The organism is Erwinia sp. JUb26 (assembly GCF_003751505.1).
In the GTDB taxonomy this organism is placed as follows: Bacteria; Pseudomonadota; Gammaproteobacteria; order Enterobacterales; family Enterobacteriaceae; genus Erwinia.
Window position 1 is genome coordinate 278,317 of record NZ_RJVB01000003.1, and the last position, 15,447, is coordinate 293,763.

Genomic DNA, 15,447 nt, shown 5'->3' on the forward strand with positions numbered 1-15,447 from the left:
CATGGCCTTTTGGCAAACAGCGGGGCGACTGTGCCTCACGGGCATGGTGCTCGTTTCAACCGGATCTCAGGCTGCTATTGCGCTGGACAGAACGAGAGTGATCGTGGACGCGGGTAATCAGTCTGTCAGCCTGTCGGTGGCAAATGAAAACCCACGCCTGCCTTATCTGGCGCAGGCCTGGATTGAGGATGAACGCCATAACAAGGTGACGACACCACTGATCACCCTGCCGCCGGTACAGCGCATTGAACCGGGGGAAAAAAGCCAGCTTAAAATCCAGGCACTGCCGGCGATCAATCTGCTGGCGCAGGACAAGGAAACGCTGTTTTATTTTAACCTGCGCGAAATCCCCCCGCGCAGCGACAAGCCCAACACGCTGCAAATCGCCCTGCAAACGCGGATCAAGCTTTTCTTCCGCCCGGCGGCGCTAAAAGTGTCGGCGTCCGGCTACCAGTCGCCGGTACAAAAGCAACTCACCCTAATCCGTGAGGGAGGTCGTTACCGGCTGAATAATCCCACGGGTTACTACGTCACGATTGTTGAAGCGTCTGGCCGCGTGGATGGTCCGTCGGTAAAGGGATTCGAACCGATAATGGTGGTGCCGCGTGCCAGTGAGCCGTTGAGCGCCAGCATTGCGCAGCTGGGGGACACGCCAGTATTGAAATACGTTAACGACTTCGGCGGCCGCTCAACGCTGATTTTCCGCTGCGCGTCGTCGGAGTGCAGCGTGGCAGATGTGCTGAACAAGGGCTGATGCCAGACAGGGAAGCGTTATGACGATGCGATTTTTTTTACTGCCATATGTTCTTTTCACTACGCTGGTACTGTTGTTTTCCAATGAGAGCGCGGCATTTTCCTGCATTGATAAACGTGATGGCCGGGCGTTTGATGCCGTCGGCCAGCGCAATATTGATGTAACGGTGAATCTATCCCCGGAAATCATGATAGGCGATGTGGTGATCTTCGATCTGGCTAACTATTTTCAGTGCCAGAACACGATTCCCAATCGTTATGTCGACTACATGCGCATCAATGCCGGTAGCTATCAGACTTCACTTGACGCCAACTTCAGCAGTGGGCTGGAAGTGCAGGGACAGCGGCATCTGAACCCCATCACGTCAGCGCTGATGGTTTACGACCTGCGAGATAGTAACTGGCATGATCTGCAGGTTAAGGCGTTTTATCAGCTGAAAGACCGTCCGGGTAAAGGGGTATACATCAAGGCAGGGACGGTGGTGGCGAGTCTGCAACTGTACAAATGGAGCATTCCCGCCGGGGGCGTGTTTACCGCTAACTGGCGCGTGCTGGCGGCAAATGATGCCTACTACACCTCCGGGACCTGCGCCATTAATAATAGCCAGGACATTGATGTTAATTTTGGTCTGATAGCCAGAGAGCAGGTAACCCGCAGTGCCGCTACCAGTCCGTTTCGCCGTGAGGTGACGGTCCCCTATCAATGCAAAGATAACGGCAACTGGGCGATCAAAATGACCCTTTCCGCCGATGCCAGTGCCTTCTCCGCGTCAGCGGTGAAAACCAGCAATCCTGACCTGGGGGTGGAAATCTACCATCAGGGCAAATTGATCAAGCCGTTCGACAGTATCGATAGCCAGATTGTTAACGGTGCCGGAAGCGATGATTTTACCTTCAGTCTGGTGGGGTCAGGCAAAAGTGGGATGGCCACCGGCCCCTTTACCGGCTCTGCCGTGCTGGTGATGAGCCTGCAATAACGCTGGCCGGTAAGCCAATCTAATCAGGAGTGAAAATACCATGCGAGTCTTTCTCAGCGTGATGTTGATGCTTGTGCTTTCGTCAGGGGCGTTCGCCGTTGGCAATAACGGTTACGGCAATATCAGCATTCGCGGCGTCGTCATTGATGCTCCCTGTTCTGTCGCGCCAGGCGACGAGGATTTGCAGGTCAACTTTGGTCAGGTTGCCAGCGCCTCGTTGACCGCAGGCCGCGCCTCGCCCGCACAGGACTTTAGTATCAGGTTACTCCGCTGCTCGCGCCAGATGAGAAATCAGGTGCGGGTCATGTTCAGCGGCAGTGCCTTCAGCGATGGGTTGTTTAAGCCCGGCAGTACAGAGGCTTCATTTGGTATTGCGATCCGCGATCCGCACGATCGTCCGGTTATCAACGGTCAGCCCATCGCCTGGCAGGCGCTCGCCGACGGCGATAACGTGCTGCATTTCAGCGCGTTTCTGAAAGGGCGGCAACAGACGATCGCGCCGGGAGATTTCCAGGCACAGGTCCTTTTTTATCTTGAATATCAGTAATAGCGAACAGCTATCAGGGAGAGCGTGGTGATGAAATTAATAACGCCGTACGGCAGGAACATAGCGCTGATGATGCTGCTGCTCGGGCTGGCAGGATGCCAGGCAAAGAAGCCGCAGGCGATAGCTAAATTACAGGCAGAAGAGACGCTGGCAGCCAGCAGCGGAGACGGTGGGCAGATGGCACTGTGTTTTAAACAACTGGAAGCGCTGAAGGTGATGCAATCTGCGCGCTATCCCTCGCTGCTGGCTGAGTTTAACCAACTGATGGCGGGAGCAGCGAAGTACGGTAGCGTGCGAAAAACGATCGGCCCCCTTAACCAGGATACCGGCGACGCTTTTTTTCGCTTTCGCGCCAACATGATTTGTTCAAAGATCGATAGTGCACTGCTGTCTGCACTGATTGAACAGGACGGGAGCACGTCATGAACATTTCAGGTCAGACCCGGCTGCGCCAGTCACGAACGATTTCACTCTGTCTGTTAACGATCGCGGCCGCTGGCTATCCGGCGACGGAGGGCAGGGCGTCCGATACGGAGATCCCGGCGATTTTACAGTTCGCCGCGCAGTATCACATGATGACGAAGACCGAAATGGATAAAACGAACGCTGTCGGCAAGGCTGCGAAGCCCGGGTCAACGTCGTTGCCGCCGCCCGCCCCGAAAACAGAAAAATCGACCACCTCAGCCTGGCGGCTGAATAACGACAAACAGCTTTTAGCGCTTAATCAGGCGCTGCAGGCATCCTTACAGCGCCAAAAGAGGCTGGAACAGGAAAACCAGCGGCTGAAAAAACCGCCTCTTAAACTCGATGTCTCGGGAGCGCTGGCCAGAGGTTGGGGGGCGTTAAAGCAGCAACTGACCCTGCCGCCGCTGCCCACCGAGCCGATCCGTGCGCTAACCCGGCAGGAGCTGAACCAGGCGGATATACGTCAGGACTATGCTGCGGGGATCTCGCTCGGCAATGAGATCCTGCGCATGCAGTCTGAACATCAGCAATGGGGTATTCCAGGCGACAGGCGCACAATTCTGGCCGGCATCCGCGATCTTTTCGCCGGACAGGCACGACTGAATCCCGGGGAAGTAAACGACGCGCTGGCTGCGGTCGATCGGCAGGTGGCGGCCAGCCGTGAAAAAATGCGCGAACAACAAACCCGGACGGGGGTAGCCTATCAGGCTTCATTTATGCAGCAAAAAGGTAGCCTCACCGCCGACATGGGCTATGGCTACCGGATTGATTATCGCGGCAAAGGAAAGATAGCCAGCGATGCGATAATTGAAGTGGCGGTAAAAGAGATGCGGGTGGATGGAAAGGTGATCCAGGATATGGATGCAGGTGGAGCGCTTTTGTCGCAGCGTCTTGATGAGTTTCCTCCTGTATTCCGCGATGCGCTGGCGCGTCTGGAAAACCATGGCAGTATGACTTTGCTGGTGCCGCCGGATCTGGCCTACGGTGAGGCAGGTTATCCGCCTGATATTCCTCCCGGTGCTTACATGATTTACCAGATCCGTATCTCTGATGTCTTTGATGCCGATACCCCAACTCTCCGTGCGAAGGCAAAGTCATCCTGAGCACGACTAAGACAATAAAGCAGCGAATTGACGCTGACGACATCTTCTGTTTTCGCTCACATCCTGCTATTTTCTTGCTGGAAAGAGCGATTGAGCATTACCGAAAACATCTTGTTTCTTTTCAATCTTCTAATGCCACTAAACCGCCGGGGGCAGAGTCTGCTATATTCTCAATATCGATGATGATTGTGAATGGCCCGGCTTTCTCCGGAGAGCGGTGGTGGTGACTTAGCGCTGTGCGCTGATTTTCTTCTGTGCTGCACGTTTATCTGCCAGTTATTCACCCTGATGAATCAATGGAATACACCTATGATCAAAAAGTTAAGTCTCTGTGCACTCGCCGTATGCTCTGCACTGTCCGGCGTGTCCGCATGGGCAGCCGATAGTGATTACCAGCTGGAACAGGTGCTGATGATGAGCCGCCACAACCTGCGTGCGCCGCTGGCGGACAACGGCAGCGTGCTGGCGCAGGCAACGAAAAAAGCCTGGCCAAAGTGGGATGTACCGGGCGGTCAGCTGACCACCAAGGGCGGCGTGCTGGAAGTGTATATGGGGCGCTACACCCGTGAATGGCTGGCGCAGCAGGGCCTGGTAAAAGATGGCGAATGTCCTTCCCCTGACGCGATTTATGCCTACGCTAACAGCCTGCAGCGTACCGTCGCCACCGCACAGTTCTTTATCACCGGCGCGTTCCCGGGATGCGATGTTACGGTGTCCCATCAGGATGAAATGGGGTCGATGGATCCGATCTTTAATCCGGTTATCACCAGCAGTACGGAAGACTTCAACAAGCAGGCGCTGTCGGCAATGAATGCCGAAGGCGAGAAGCTGGCGCTGAAGCCCGCTTTCCAGCGCCTGGAAAAAATTATTGATTACAAAAACTCTGCGGCCTGCAACGGCAAAAAGCAGTGCGATCTTTCCAGCACCAATCAGAACACCTTCAGCGCCGACAGCGGCAAAGAGCCCGGAGTTTCCGGTCCGCTGAAAGTGGGTAACTCACTGGTTGACGCGTTTACCCTGCAGTATTACGAAGGCATGCCGCTCGACCAGGTGGCCTGGGGACAGATCAAAACCCCTGAGCAGTGGAAAGAGCTGTCGGCGATTAAAAATGGCTATCAGGACACGCTGTTCACCTCACCGCTGGTCGCCCGCGAAGTGGCCGCACCGCTGGTGGACTACATCCGCAGCATGCTGATCGACCAGGATAAAGACAGCGCACCGAAAGTTACCCTGATGGTCGGGCATGATTCCAATATCGCCTCGTTACTGACCGCGCTGGACTTTAAGCCTTACGATCTGGCGGATCAGAACGAGCGCACGCCGATTGGTGGGATGATTCAGTTCCAGCGCTGGCTGGATAAGAAAAACAACCGCGAGCTGGTCAAGGTGGAATACGTTTACCAGAGCACCGAGCAGCTGCGCGATGCAGAGCCGCTGTCGCTGGATAACCCGCCGAAGCGCGTGACTCTGCAAATGGCCGGCTGCCAGACTGACGCGAATGGATTCTGCCCGTGGGATCAGTTCACTGCGGTGCTGAATACCGCGCTGCAGGGCACCTCGATGCAGGTTGCTGAGCCCGTTGCCGCCTCGGCCGATGCGGCCGACGTGACGAAGGAAGCGTCCGACAAAGCTGCTGCGGATCAGGCCGCCGCCGAGAAGGCGACGCAGGATAAAGCCGCGACGGAAGCCAAAGATAAAGCGGCTGCTGAACAGGCGGCAAAAGATAAGGCCGCTCAGGAAAAAGCGGTGAAGGAAAAAGTGGCTGCTGAGAAAGCCGCAGCTGAGAAAGCCACAGCCGAGAAGGCGGCTGCAGAACAGGCAGCGAAAGAGAAAGCGGCCGCTGAAAAGGCTGCTGCTGATAAGGCGGCAGCGGAAAAAGCCGCCGCTGACAAAGATAAAGCCAGCGAGACCAAAACCGCTCAGCCTGATTCTGCAGGCAGTGCTGATAAAACGCAGGCTCAGCCTTCAGCGGGCTAATAGCCGCGGTAAATTCGCGCCAGCGTTAAAAGGCCGACACCCGGGTGTCGGCCTTTTTTTCACTGTTTTTCAAGGTAGGGCTTATTTGCTGATAACCACCAGCTTCTGATTCACAAACTCTTTAATACCGAGATCGGACAGCTCACGGCCAAAGCCTGAGCGCTTGACGCCGCCAAACGGCAGCTCCGGCGCGGTATTACTGGCCGAGTTGATATATACCATGCCGGTTTCGATTCGGGAGGCCAGCGCTTTACCGCGAGCGATGTCTCCGGTAAAGACGGCTCCTCCCAGGCCATAGTGGGAATCATTAGCCAGTTTCACCACCTCATCATCGTTGCGGACAATGTAGATTTGCGCCACCGGCCCGAAAAACTCTGCAAACCAGGCCGGGTTATCGCGGGTGATGCCGGTAAGAATGGTGGGCTGATAGAAGCAGCCTGCGCCGTCGACCGGCTTACCGCCCAGCACCAGTTTCGCACCCTCTTTAACGGCCTGGTTCACCTGCTTTTCAAGGCGATCGCGTGCTTCGGCCGAGGATAGCGGGCCAAGCGTTGTGCTGGCATCTAACGGGTCGCCAATCTTCACCGCCTCGAATGCAGCAACGAATCTTTCCATAAACGCCTCGGCGACCTTCTCATGCACCAGGAAACGTTTGGCGGCGGTACACACCTGACCACAGTTGCTGAGGCGCGCGCCCGCACCGGCCTTCACGGCTTTATCCAGATCGCAGTCATCCAGCACCACGAAAACGTCATTGCCACCCAGCTCAAGGGTGGTTTTCTTGAGATATTTTCCCGCCTGCTGCGCGACCGCGCTGCCCGCACGTTCAGAGCCGGTCAGGGCCGCACCCTGGACGCGGTCGTCGGCAATCAGCCCGGCGATTTGATCATTGCTGACGAACAGGTTGGTCCATGCGCCTTCCGGCGCACCCGCTTTGCTGACCAGATCGGCAAACAGCGTCGCGCAGTGTGGGACATTCTGGGCGTGTTTTGCCAGCACCGGATTACCGGCGGCGAGGTTAGGAGCCAGCACGCGCATCAGCTGATAGAAGGGGAAATTCCAGGGTTCAACGGCCACCAGAACGCCTATCGGATGATGTTCCACCCAGGCCTCACCCAGCTCGCTGGGATAACGCACCGGGGCGAGGAAACGCTCTGCATTTTCAGCATAGTAGCGCGCGATCTGCGCGCACAGTTCCACTTCACCCCGGCTCTGGACAATTAGCTTACCCATCTCGATACTGGCCGCGGTAGCCAGTTCCTCCACGCGTTCCTCAATCAGCGTCGCCAGCTTCTGCAATACCTGCAAACGCGGTTGAATATCCCCTTTAGACCAGTTGGAATGATACAACGCATCGGCGGTGGCCAGCGCCTGTTCTACCTGCTCGTCGCTGTGCGCTGGCCACGATTTTATCAGCTTATTACTCGCGGGATTGATTGTCTGATAGGACATATTACGCTCCTTGGTCGGTAATCAGCCTTAATGGGCCAATAGGTCAATGTGGAGTTAAGCTTAGTAGAAACATTGAGGGGAGTGCCAGGTTATCGGACGAGTCTCAGCGGGCTGTAAACAGAAAGGGCGGGATGATCCCGCCCTCATGCATCAGACGTTTTTGCGTTCAACCACTTTGTTATCCCAGGTAAGCACGTCGTCTTCGGTTTTATCAAAGGCACGGATCAGAACGTCGTCGCTTCCCTGCTGCGCCCAGATTTGTTCGGCAAGGCGTTCATCATAATTAGCCACCTCAAAAATGGCTTCGGCGATTTCCAGCGAGGTGCAGCGCAGGGCTGCCCATTCTCCGACGTGATGAGCCTTGGATTGTGGGGTTGTCATTATTGCCTCCTGTGCGATTATCCGTTGAGTTTGACTGCCAGTCCGGCAACGTATTCGCCCTGATAGCGGGCAATAGTAAGTTCTTCCTCGCTGGGCTGGCGGGAACCGTCGCCGCCTGCAATGGTGGTCGCGCCATACGGCGTTCCGCCACGTACCTGAGAGATATCGAAGAGTTCCTGGGTTCCGTAGCCGATGGGAACGATCACCATTCCGTGATGGGCGAGGGTGGTCCAGGTGGAGGTGATGGTCTGTTCCTGGCCGCCGCCGGTACCGGTTGAGGCGAAGACGCTGGCGAGTTTGCCGTAGAGTGCGCCGGAAGCCCACAGCCCGCCGGTGCGATCGAGAAAGCTACGCATCTGTCCAGCCATATTGCCGAAGCGGGTGGGCGTGCCAAGCAGGATGGCATCATAGTCCGCCAGTTCTTTCGGATCGGCCTCGGCCGCGCTCTGACCGGTTTTGCCGCCAACTTCGGCGAAGCGTGCGGCGTCCATCGTTTCCGGCACGCGTTTAATGGTCACTTCTGCGCCAGGGACTTTACGGGCACCTTCCGCAACGGCGTGCGCCATTGTCTCAATATGTCCGTACATGGAGTAATAGAGCACTAAAATTTTTGCCATACGCTGCTGAGCTCCTCTAACGCTGAGTTTATTTTTTAACTGATTTTTCAGTATAGAAGATGCCTCTGTACCTGCCTGGTGGCAGATCAATTTTGTATTAAAAATCATTTCGGGGTGGCCTGCAGGTCGGTTTGCTTCGATTCTGTCAGGGCCAGAAGAGAGCGCTGAAGTCACTGAAAACAGCCCGCACCGCGTGGCGCTTGACCGGCTATCGTTAACCCCGCAAACTGACGCCAAAATTACAGCAGAGTGCGTTATGTCTGGTTTACTTTCCCGTTACAAATTCTCCGTTAATACCAGCGAGCTGGTGCTTATTCTGATCACTATGGTGTGGGGCGGAACGTTTCTTGCCGTGCATCATGCGATGACCGTCAGCGGCCCGTTCTTTTTTATCGGCGTGCGCTTTGCCGTTGCCGCGCTGTTGCTCGGGCTGGTTTCATGGCGGTTTATGCGCAAGGTGACCTGGCCGGAAATCAAAGCCGGCGTGCTGATCGGTATTGCGATCGGTCTGGGCTACGGCCTGCAGACCTACGGGATGCAAACCATCTCCAGCAGCAAATCTGCCTTTATTACCGCCATGTATGTCCCGCTGGTTCCGCTGATGCAGTGGGTGTTTCTCCGCAAAATGCCGGGGCTGATGTCGTGGGTGGGCATCGCACTGGCGTTCAGCGGACTGCTGCTGCTGGCCGGGCCGGATGGCGGAGAGGTGGCGTTTAACGTCGGTGAAATTGCCACGCTGCTGAGCACGCTGGCCATTGCGGCAGAGATCCTGCTGATCGGCGCCAGTGCGGGGAAAGTGGACGTGCGCCGTGTAACCGTCATCCAGCTGGCCGCCGCCTCAATTTTTGGTTTCCTGATGATGGCCCCAAACGGGGAGTCCGTTCCGGCGTGGAGCCCGTACCTGCTGTACAGCGCGGTGGGCCTGGGCATCGCCAGCGCGATTATTCAGGTGACGATGAACTGGGCGCAGCGCAGCGTTTCACCGACCCGTGCCACCGTGATTTATGCCGGTGAGCCGGTCTGGGCAGGCGTGGTCGGGCGCATCGCCGGAGAGCGTCTGCCGGCCATCGCCCTGCTGGGCGGCGCGCTGATTGTGATGGGCGTGTTGATTAGCGAACTGAAGCTGAAACGCAAAAAAAAGGCGAAGGGATCCCCTTCGCCTGCAGAGTGTAATAGCGGCTAACCGTCCTGGCGCAGCGCGCTGCCGTTGCTTATGGCGGCGGCGCGTTTATGGCTCAGGATCGCGTTGAGCAAAATCGCGCCAAACGTCGCCGTACCGATGCCGCCGAGCGTAAAGCTGCCGATTTTAAGCGCGAAGTCCCCCGCGCCCAGCACCAGCGTCACCGCCACCATGATCAGGTTACCGTTGTGGCTGAGATCAACGTTGTTCTGCACCCAGATCCGCGCGCCGGCCACGGCAATCAGGCCAAAAACGACGATCGACGCCCCGCCGATCACCGGACCCGGAATGGTGTGGATCAGCGCGCCAAATTTAGGCGAGAAGCCCAGCACCATGGCAATCAGCGCCGCCGCAACAAAGACCAGCGTCGAATACACCTTGGTGACGGCCATCACCCCGATATTTTCCGCATAGGTGGTTACGCCCGTTCCGCCTGCGCTGCCGGAGATCATCGTCGCCAGACCATCACCGACGAACGCGCGCCCCATCCACGGATCGAGGTTACGCCCGGTCATACCGGCCACGGCTTTAATATGGCCCAGATTTTCCGCTACCAGAATCACCGCCACCGGCGCGATCATCACGATAGCCTGAGTGCTGAACGTCGGTGACGTAGTCTGCGGCATACCGAACCAGGCGGCTGCGGCCAACGGGCTGAAGTCCACCGGCGTGCCAAAACCCAGCACGTTGGTCATCAGCGCATAAATCGCCCATGCGACAATCAGCCCGACCAGGATCAGCAGTCGCTGCACCATGCCGCGAGTAAAAACCGCCACCACGCCGATGCACATCACGGTCATCACCGCCATCCAGCTGTCGAACATCGAAGCGGATACGCCGCGAACCGCAATCGGCGCCAGGTTCAGGCCGATGGCCATCACTACCGCGCCGGTGACCACCGGCGGCATCAGCTTTTCGATCCAGCGGGTTCCCGCTTTCATCACCACAAAACCGATCAGCGTGTACAGCGCGCCGCAGGCAATAATTCCACCCAGCGCAACGCTGATGTTGGGGTTGATACCCTGGCCGTTAAACCCGGTGGCGGCGATCACCACGCCGACGAACGCCGCGCTGGAACCGAGGTAGCTGGGGATGCGACCTCCGGTCACGAGGAAGAACAGCAGGGTGCCGATGCCCGACATCAGGATCGACAGGTTGGGATCAAACCCCATCAGCAGCGGCATCAGCACGGTGGCACCGAACATCGCCACCGCGTGCTGCAGGCCCATAATCAGGGTTTGCCCGACGGGCAGGGCTTCATCGGGCGCGACAATATCCTGCGCTGACGCCGTTTTTTTCGACCATTGAGGAAACCAGGAACTCGCCATCGTCTTCTCCAGAGTGTCATAACCGCATTGACCGGCCGCGTTGCCGCTGAGTGAGCCAGTAGGTGTGCGGACCGGGTGGTCCGCGAAGAAAAATCAGAAACTGTGTTCGCCGACCGGGTGATAGCGGCGATCGAAATAGATCAGACCACGGCGGCTGTCGCCAAACACCAGCGCGCGGGTCTCGCAGACCAGGATGTCATGGGTGCCAACGCTAACAATCTGGCTGACGATGCAGTCGAAGGAGGCCAGCGCTCCGCTGAGGATCGGTGAGCCGGTCACCTGAGTTGTCCAGTCTGCGGCAATAAAGCGCTCCGCCATCGGGGTTTTACCGCCAAAAAGACCGGATAGCGATTCATGACCGGCGGCCAGCGTATTGACGCACAGCCGCATGTTCTGTGTGAAAACCTCGTAAACCGAGGCGGAACGATTCAGGCACACCAGCAGCGTGGGCGGTGAATCCGTGACGCTGCACACGGCCGAGGCGGTAAAGCCTGCACGCCCTGCGGGGCCGTCGGTGGTGATAATGTTTACGGCGGCGCCAAGGCGGGACATAGCATCACGAAACTGCTGTTTTTCTACCGCCGGGTCATTCAGGGTTTCAGCCATATCAGCTCCATATCAACGGTTTCGGGGCTGCGTTCGGTATGCTGCAGCCAGCTCAGTAAATGGTGGTTAAAGGTGGCACTGTCAGTGACGCTCATGGCATGGCCGCCCCAGTTCATTTGCTGCAGCGTGGCATTGGGCAGGGCGGCATGCAGCCGCTCGGAGCAGGTCCAGGGAACCAGCAGATCGTCACGGGAGCACAGCAGCAGCACCGGCTGAGTGATACGCGCCGCCAGCGCGCTGTAATCACAGCTCATCAGCGCGTGCAGCCGTTTAAGCAAATTCTCCATCCCCTGAAAATGTGCGGTATGCAGCGCATCTTCGGCTTCAATACGTTCCTGATGGTCCGACAGCCAGTCGGCGGGATAAAGAAACAGTGGCTGAGCGCGGACATAAGCCTCCACGCCCGAGTTCAGCAACAGATCCTGACGTACGCGAAAGCAGCGGCGGGTATGGGCATCCAGCTGAAGCCAGCCGTTGACCAGCACGATCCTTGCCACGCGCTGCGGATGATCCAGCGCCAGCTGCATGGCGATCATCCCGCCCAGCGCATGGCCTATCACATCGAAGTGTTCGAGCCCATGCCGGTCGAGCAGCGCGATCAGTTCGTCGGCCATGTCTGGCATGCTGTAACCGTCAGGCAGGCTGTCCGCGCTGCGACCAGTGCCGCGCTGGTCATACACCACCACGCGATATGCGGCGCGAAGGGCATTCATCTGCGGTAGCCAGAAACTCCCCAGTCCACCCAGCCCGGCGGACAGCACGAGGGTTCGGGCATCGGGATCGCTACGGCCTGACAGTTCAATATGCATCAGTGCACTCCTTATTTTCCGATATGCGCCACGCTGGCGATTTCAACCAGCGCGTCCGGTTTCACCAGCCCGCACTGAATGCAGAAACGGGCCGGTTTCTCGCCGGGGAAGTAGTCGGCATACACCGCATTCACCGCCGCGTAGTGGCTCCAGTCGGTAATAAAGATGGAGTTAAAGGTGACGTCATCCATCGTGCCGCCCGCCGTTTCGATCACGCTTTTAATCGTTTCCAGCACGTGACGGGTCTGCGCCGCCGCATCACCGACGTGGACAACGTTGTTATCTTTATCAAAAGGCAGCGTGCCGGAGACATACACGATGCCGTCGGCCAGCGTACCGGGGGCAAACGGGGCTATCGGGATACCGGTGCCGGGTGGGGTAATAATGGTTTTAGGCATGAAGCTTCTTCCTCAGGAAAGTGATAGTTATGCCGTCTGCGGCAGCGCGTTTTGACCGGCCTTCAGCGTGGCGCAGAAGCTGTCAACGTTGGATACCCAGCCGAAAAAGGTTTCGATATTGAAAATCGCCGCCTGCTGGGCAAATAACGGCCCGGCCTGATAGGTCGCGTCTTCCAGCACGATGCCGAAATATTCGAGGAAGAAACCATCGCGCAGGGTCGACTCAACGCAGACGTTGGTGGCGATGCCGGTGAACACCAGATGGCGGATCCCGCGGCTGCGCAGCATGCTGTCGAGCGCGGTATTAAAGAAGCCGCTGTAGCGGGGTTTAGGCAACACGATGTCGCCGGGCTGCGGGGTAAGCTGATCGACCAACTGATAGTCCCAGGTCCCCTTGGCCAGCAGCGTGCCCTCTAACTCAGGGCGTTGGCGCATGGTTTTCAGCGCGTTGGATTTATGCCAGTTTGGCGATCCGGGGCCACCGGCCTCAACGTAGTTATCGTCCCAGCCGTTCTGGAACCAGATAATCTGAATGCCAGCTTCGCGTGCGGCGGTCACCGCAATGCTAATCCGATCGATAACCGGTCGGGTCGCCGACACGTCAAAACCTGCCAGGTCCAGATAGCCGCCGGGGGTAGCGTAGGCGTTCTGCATATCCACCACGATCAGCGCGGTCTGCTCCGGTGGGAAAACGATATCCTCCGGCCGGGCGGGGAGAGTGAGCGCCTGCGCGGTGGAGGCGGTGGTACAGACGACGGCGCGTTTCGCGTTCATTATGCTACCTCTTTTGCGATATCAGTCAGTTCGGCGCGGCTGTGCATCAGTGGCTGGATGCGTTCGCCAAAATCTTCAATGCCCTGCAGGAAATCATCAAACGTCAGCAATATGCCCTGAGTACCGTCAACGGTGGCGGCCTCATCCAGCATGCGGGCGACGTTAGACCATGAACCCACCAGGGTGCCCATATTGATATTGACCGCCGAAGTCGGATCGGCCATTTGTCGGACGTTAGTATCGCTGCCGGAGCGCTTATCCTGCTGGCTCTGGGTGGTCAGCCAGGCGAGTGCTTCCTCATCGGCACCGTCTTTGTAGTGTTCCCATTTGGCGCGCGCGGCCTCGTCCGTTTCGGCGGCAATAATCATAAACAGCACGTAGGAACCGACATCGCGTCCCGCGGCATCGGCGGCAGCCTTCATGCGTGCGGCGGTCGGCGCAAAGGCGGTCGGCGTATTGACGCCTTTACCGAAGCAGAAGTTGTAGTCAGCGTGCTGCGCCGAGAAAGCCATTCCGGCATCGCTCTGCGCGGCACAGATCACTTTCATCGGGCGCTGCGGCTGCGGGCTGAGGCGGCAGTCGTTCATGGTGAAAAATTCACCCTTCAGATCGGATTTACCGGTGCCCCACAGGTCGCGCAGCACGTTGACGTACTCGGTGAGATAGTCATAGCGACGGGAGAAATACTCGTCCCCCGGCCACAGCCCCATCTGATCGTACTCGGGCTTCTGCCAGCCGGTGACCAGATTCACGCCGAAGCGGCCGCCTGAAATGGAATCAATCGTGGAGGCCATCCGCGCCACGATGGCCGGAGGCAGCGTCAGGGTGGCGGCGGTGGCGTAGATCTCGATGCGGGAGGTGACGGCGGCCAGACCGGCCATCAGCGTAAAGGATTCCAGATTGTGGTCCCAGAATTCCGTTTCTCCGCCAAAACCGCGCAGCTTAATCATCGACAGGGCAAAATCGAAGTGGTAGGCCTCGGCTTTTTGCACAATGGCTTTATTCAGCTCGAAGGTCGGCATGTACTGCGGCGCATTGCGGGAAATTAGCCAGCCGTTGTTACCGATAGGAATAAAAACACCGATTTTCATAGGGAACCCTCTGATTAATTGAAAGATTTAATCCCGGCGCTGCGTTGCTTCCTGCGGTTTCCATTTCAGCGGCGCATTGCAGTAAAGGTTGCAAAGGTTATGCCAGAATTAAAAATGTTAATTAAAGCAATGGGTTGTTTTTACTCTGTGAATCAGCAGGTGGAGCAGTCGGTCAAAACGGACCATTTGATAAAAAATAACCGCACAAAAAACGGGCAGCCGTGCGCAATAAAAGTGCAGCGTTGCGATTAGGTGTGATTCAGGTGATTTGGTATTATCCCCGCAACCCCTATGGATCACGGAGTCACGGTGAATTCGACAGATAAACAGCCGGTTAAAGCCCCGACGCGGCGTTCACGCGCGGTTGCGGCGAAGCGTTCCGCCATTCTTGCGGCGGCACTGGAGTATTTTTCGCAGTTTGGCATCCACGGCACCAGCCTGGATAAAGTGGCCGAACGCGCCGATGTATCAAAGACCAATTTGCTGTACTACTTCCCCTCCAAGGAAGAGCTGTACATTGCGGTGTTGAAAGATCTGCTGGACGTCTGGCTGGCACCGTTGCGTGCGCTGCGTGCCGACCAGCATCCGCTGGAGGCGATTCGCCACTATATTCGTCTTAAGCTGGAGGTCTCGCGCGATTATCCGCAGGCTTCGCGGCTGTTCTGCATGGAGATGCTGCAGGGCGCGCCGCTGCTGAAGGCTGAGCTGGCAGGGGATTTACGTCATCTGGTCGAAGATAAAGCGGCGATCATTGAACAGTGGGTTCGCGAGGGGAAACTGGCGGAGGTTCAGCCGCACCATTTGATTTTTATGCTGTGGGCGACCACGCAGCACTATGCTGATTTTGCCACTCAGGTTGAAGCCGTGACCGGCCGGACGCTGAGCGATGAAGCCTTTTTCAATCAGACGGTGGAAAACGTGCAGAAAATGGTGATTGAGGGAATACGCGTACGTTAAGCCAGGTTGGCCGCTAAAGCAGGGCAGTCCGA

At 57.4% G+C, this 15,447-nt stretch carries 17 protein-coding genes; 8 read left to right on the plus strand and 9 right to left on the minus strand.

Going from position 1 to position 15,447, the window contains the following annotated elements; all coding sequences use genetic code 11:
- The first annotated feature begins 1 nt into the window (after position 1).
- From EC836_RS09940 to agp, 6 genes are all read left to right on the plus strand, one after another.
- The gene (locus tag EC836_RS09940; protein WP_123332580.1) at positions 2–754 is read left to right on the plus strand and encodes a fimbria/pilus periplasmic chaperone; all 753 of its coding nucleotides are present in this window, start codon (positions 2–4) and stop codon (positions 752–754) included.
- 19 nt (positions 755–773) lie between these two features.
- Positions 774–1,730: a fimbrial protein gene (locus tag EC836_RS09945; protein ID WP_123332582.1), complete on the plus strand. Its 957-nt coding sequence runs from the start codon at positions 774–776 to the stop codon at positions 1,728–1,730.
- Positions 1,731–1,770: 40 nt separating this feature from the next.
- On the plus strand, positions 1,771–2,277 hold the full coding sequence (locus EC836_RS09950) for a fimbrial protein (protein ID WP_123332584.1): 507 nt from the start codon (positions 1,771–1,773) through the stop codon (positions 2,275–2,277).
- A gap of 27 nt (positions 2,278–2,304) precedes the next feature.
- Positions 2,305–2,703, plus strand: coding sequence for a hypothetical protein (locus tag EC836_RS09955; RefSeq protein ID WP_148050365.1), 399 nt, complete (start codon positions 2,305–2,307; stop codon positions 2,701–2,703).
- Positions 2,700–3,845 carry an FKBP-type peptidyl-prolyl cis-trans isomerase N-terminal domain-containing protein gene (locus EC836_RS09960; protein WP_123332588.1) on the plus strand — a complete coding sequence of 382 codons (1,146 nt, stop codon included), beginning with the start codon at positions 2,700–2,702 and terminating at the stop codon, positions 3,843–3,845. Before EC836_RS09955 ends, EC836_RS09960 begins: the two co-directional genes overlap by 4 nt.
- Positions 3,846–4,154: 309 nt before the next feature.
- Positions 4,155–5,822, plus strand: a complete 1,668-nt coding sequence (gene agp / locus EC836_RS09965) for a bifunctional glucose-1-phosphatase/inositol phosphatase (protein ID WP_123332590.1) — start codon at positions 4,155–4,157, stop codon at positions 5,820–5,822.
- A gap of 81 nt (positions 5,823–5,903) precedes the next feature.
- On the opposite strand, the gene EC836_RS09970 is transcribed toward agp, so the two are convergent.
- From EC836_RS09970 to wrbA, 3 genes are all read right to left on the minus strand, one after another.
- Complete coding sequence (locus tag EC836_RS09970; RefSeq protein ID WP_123332592.1) at positions 5,904–7,274, minus strand: NAD-dependent succinate-semialdehyde dehydrogenase; 1,371 nt, start codon at positions 7,272–7,274, stop codon at positions 5,904–5,906.
- 150 nt (positions 7,275–7,424) lie between these two features.
- On the minus strand, positions 7,425–7,655 hold the full coding sequence (locus EC836_RS09975) for a YccJ family protein (protein WP_123332594.1): 231 nt from the start codon (positions 7,653–7,655) through the stop codon (positions 7,425–7,427).
- A gap of 17 nt (positions 7,656–7,672) precedes the next feature.
- Positions 7,673–8,272 (minus strand): NAD(P)H:quinone oxidoreductase, encoded by a 600-nt coding sequence (wrbA, locus tag EC836_RS09980; RefSeq protein ID WP_123332596.1) that lies wholly within the window; start codon positions 8,270–8,272, stop codon positions 7,673–7,675.
- A 256-nt stretch (positions 8,273–8,528) separates the two neighbouring features.
- Between wrbA and EC836_RS09985 the strand changes: the two genes are divergently transcribed.
- On the plus strand, positions 8,529–9,455 hold the full coding sequence (locus EC836_RS09985; protein ID WP_123332598.1) for a DMT family transporter: 927 nt from the start codon (positions 8,529–8,531) through the stop codon (positions 9,453–9,455).
- Here EC836_RS09985 and rutG read toward each other — a convergent pair.
- The 6 genes from rutG to rutA all read right to left on the minus strand — a co-directional run bounded on the left by rutG (position 9,452) and on the right by rutA (position 14,458).
- Positions 9,452–10,780 (minus strand): pyrimidine utilization transport protein G, encoded by a 1,329-nt coding sequence (rutG, locus tag EC836_RS09990; protein ID WP_123332600.1) that lies wholly within the window; start codon positions 10,778–10,780, stop codon positions 9,452–9,454. The genes EC836_RS09985 and rutG overlap by 4 nt on opposite strands.
- A gap of 93 nt (positions 10,781–10,873) precedes the next feature.
- Positions 10,874–11,386, minus strand: a complete 513-nt coding sequence (gene rutF / locus EC836_RS09995; RefSeq protein WP_123332602.1) for an NADH-dependent FMN reductase RutF — start codon at positions 11,384–11,386, stop codon at positions 10,874–10,876.
- The gene (rutD, locus tag EC836_RS10000; RefSeq protein WP_123332604.1) at positions 11,371–12,195 is read right to left on the minus strand and encodes a pyrimidine utilization protein D; all 825 of its coding nucleotides are present in this window, start codon (positions 12,193–12,195) and stop codon (positions 11,371–11,373) included. The genes rutF and rutD overlap by 16 nt, the downstream gene beginning before the upstream one ends.
- Before the next feature lie 11 nt (positions 12,196–12,206).
- The gene (gene rutC, locus EC836_RS10005) at positions 12,207–12,593 is read right to left on the minus strand and encodes a pyrimidine utilization protein C (RefSeq protein WP_123332606.1); all 387 of its coding nucleotides are present in this window, start codon (positions 12,591–12,593) and stop codon (positions 12,207–12,209) included.
- A gap of 27 nt (positions 12,594–12,620) precedes the next feature.
- Positions 12,621–13,367 carry a pyrimidine utilization protein B gene (rutB, locus tag EC836_RS10010; protein WP_123332608.1) on the minus strand — a complete coding sequence of 249 codons (747 nt, stop codon included), beginning with the start codon at positions 13,365–13,367 and terminating at the stop codon, positions 12,621–12,623.
- Positions 13,367–14,458, minus strand: coding sequence for a pyrimidine utilization protein A (gene rutA, locus EC836_RS10015; protein ID WP_123332610.1), 1,092 nt, complete (start codon positions 14,456–14,458; stop codon positions 13,367–13,369). The genes rutB and rutA overlap by 1 nt, the downstream gene beginning before the upstream one ends.
- 291 nt (positions 14,459–14,749) lie before the next feature.
- Between rutA and rutR the strand changes: the two genes are divergently transcribed.
- Positions 14,750–15,415, plus strand: coding sequence for an HTH-type transcriptional regulator RutR (rutR, locus tag EC836_RS10020; RefSeq protein WP_123332612.1), 666 nt, complete (start codon positions 14,750–14,752; stop codon positions 15,413–15,415).
- The last annotated feature ends 32 nt before the right edge of the window (positions 15,416–15,447 follow it).

What these genes read in the sequence shown, in the direction of transcription:
- EC836_RS09940 (WP_123332580.1), top strand. Translation starts at nt 2, where the DNA reads ATGGCCTTTTGGCAAACAGCGGGGCGACTGTGCCTCACGGGCATGGTG.
- EC836_RS09945 (WP_123332582.1), top strand. Translation starts at nt 774, where the DNA reads ATGACGATGCGATTTTTTTTACTGCCATATGTTCTTTTCACTACGCTG.
- EC836_RS09950 (WP_123332584.1), top strand. Translation starts at nt 1,771, where the DNA reads ATGCGAGTCTTTCTCAGCGTGATGTTGATGCTTGTGCTTTCGTCAGGG.
- EC836_RS09960 (WP_123332588.1), top strand. Translation starts at nt 2,700, where the DNA reads ATGAACATTTCAGGTCAGACCCGGCTGCGCCAGTCACGAACGATTTCA.
- agp (WP_123332590.1), top strand. Translation starts at nt 4,155, where the DNA reads ATGATCAAAAAGTTAAGTCTCTGTGCACTCGCCGTATGCTCTGCACTG.
- EC836_RS09970 (WP_123332592.1), bottom strand. Translation starts at nt 7,274, where the DNA reads ATGTCCTATCAGACAATCAATCCCGCGAGTAATAAGCTGATAAAATCG.
- EC836_RS09975 (WP_123332594.1), bottom strand. Translation starts at nt 7,655, where the DNA reads ATGACAACCCCACAATCCAAGGCTCATCACGTCGGAGAATGGGCAGCC.
- wrbA (WP_123332596.1), bottom strand. Translation starts at nt 8,272, where the DNA reads ATGGCAAAAATTTTAGTGCTCTATTACTCCATGTACGGACATATTGAG.
- EC836_RS09985 (WP_123332598.1), top strand. Translation starts at nt 8,529, where the DNA reads ATGTCTGGTTTACTTTCCCGTTACAAATTCTCCGTTAATACCAGCGAG.
- rutG (WP_123332600.1), bottom strand. Translation starts at nt 10,780, where the DNA reads ATGGCGAGTTCCTGGTTTCCTCAATGGTCGAAAAAAACGGCGTCAGCG.
- rutF (WP_123332602.1), bottom strand. Translation starts at nt 11,386, where the DNA reads ATGGCTGAAACCCTGAATGACCCGGCGGTAGAAAAACAGCAGTTTCGT.
- rutD (WP_123332604.1), bottom strand. Translation starts at nt 12,195, where the DNA reads ATGCATATTGAACTGTCAGGCCGTAGCGATCCCGATGCCCGAACCCTC.
- rutC (WP_123332606.1), bottom strand. Translation starts at nt 12,593, where the DNA reads ATGCCTAAAACCATTATTACCCCACCCGGCACCGGTATCCCGATAGCC.
- rutB (WP_123332608.1), bottom strand. Translation starts at nt 13,367, where the DNA reads ATGAACGCGAAACGCGCCGTCGTCTGTACCACCGCCTCCACCGCGCAG.
- rutA (WP_123332610.1), bottom strand. Translation starts at nt 14,458, where the DNA reads ATGAAAATCGGTGTTTTTATTCCTATCGGTAACAACGGCTGGCTAATT.
- rutR (WP_123332612.1), top strand. Translation starts at nt 14,750, where the DNA reads ATGGATCACGGAGTCACGGTGAATTCGACAGATAAACAGCCGGTTAAA.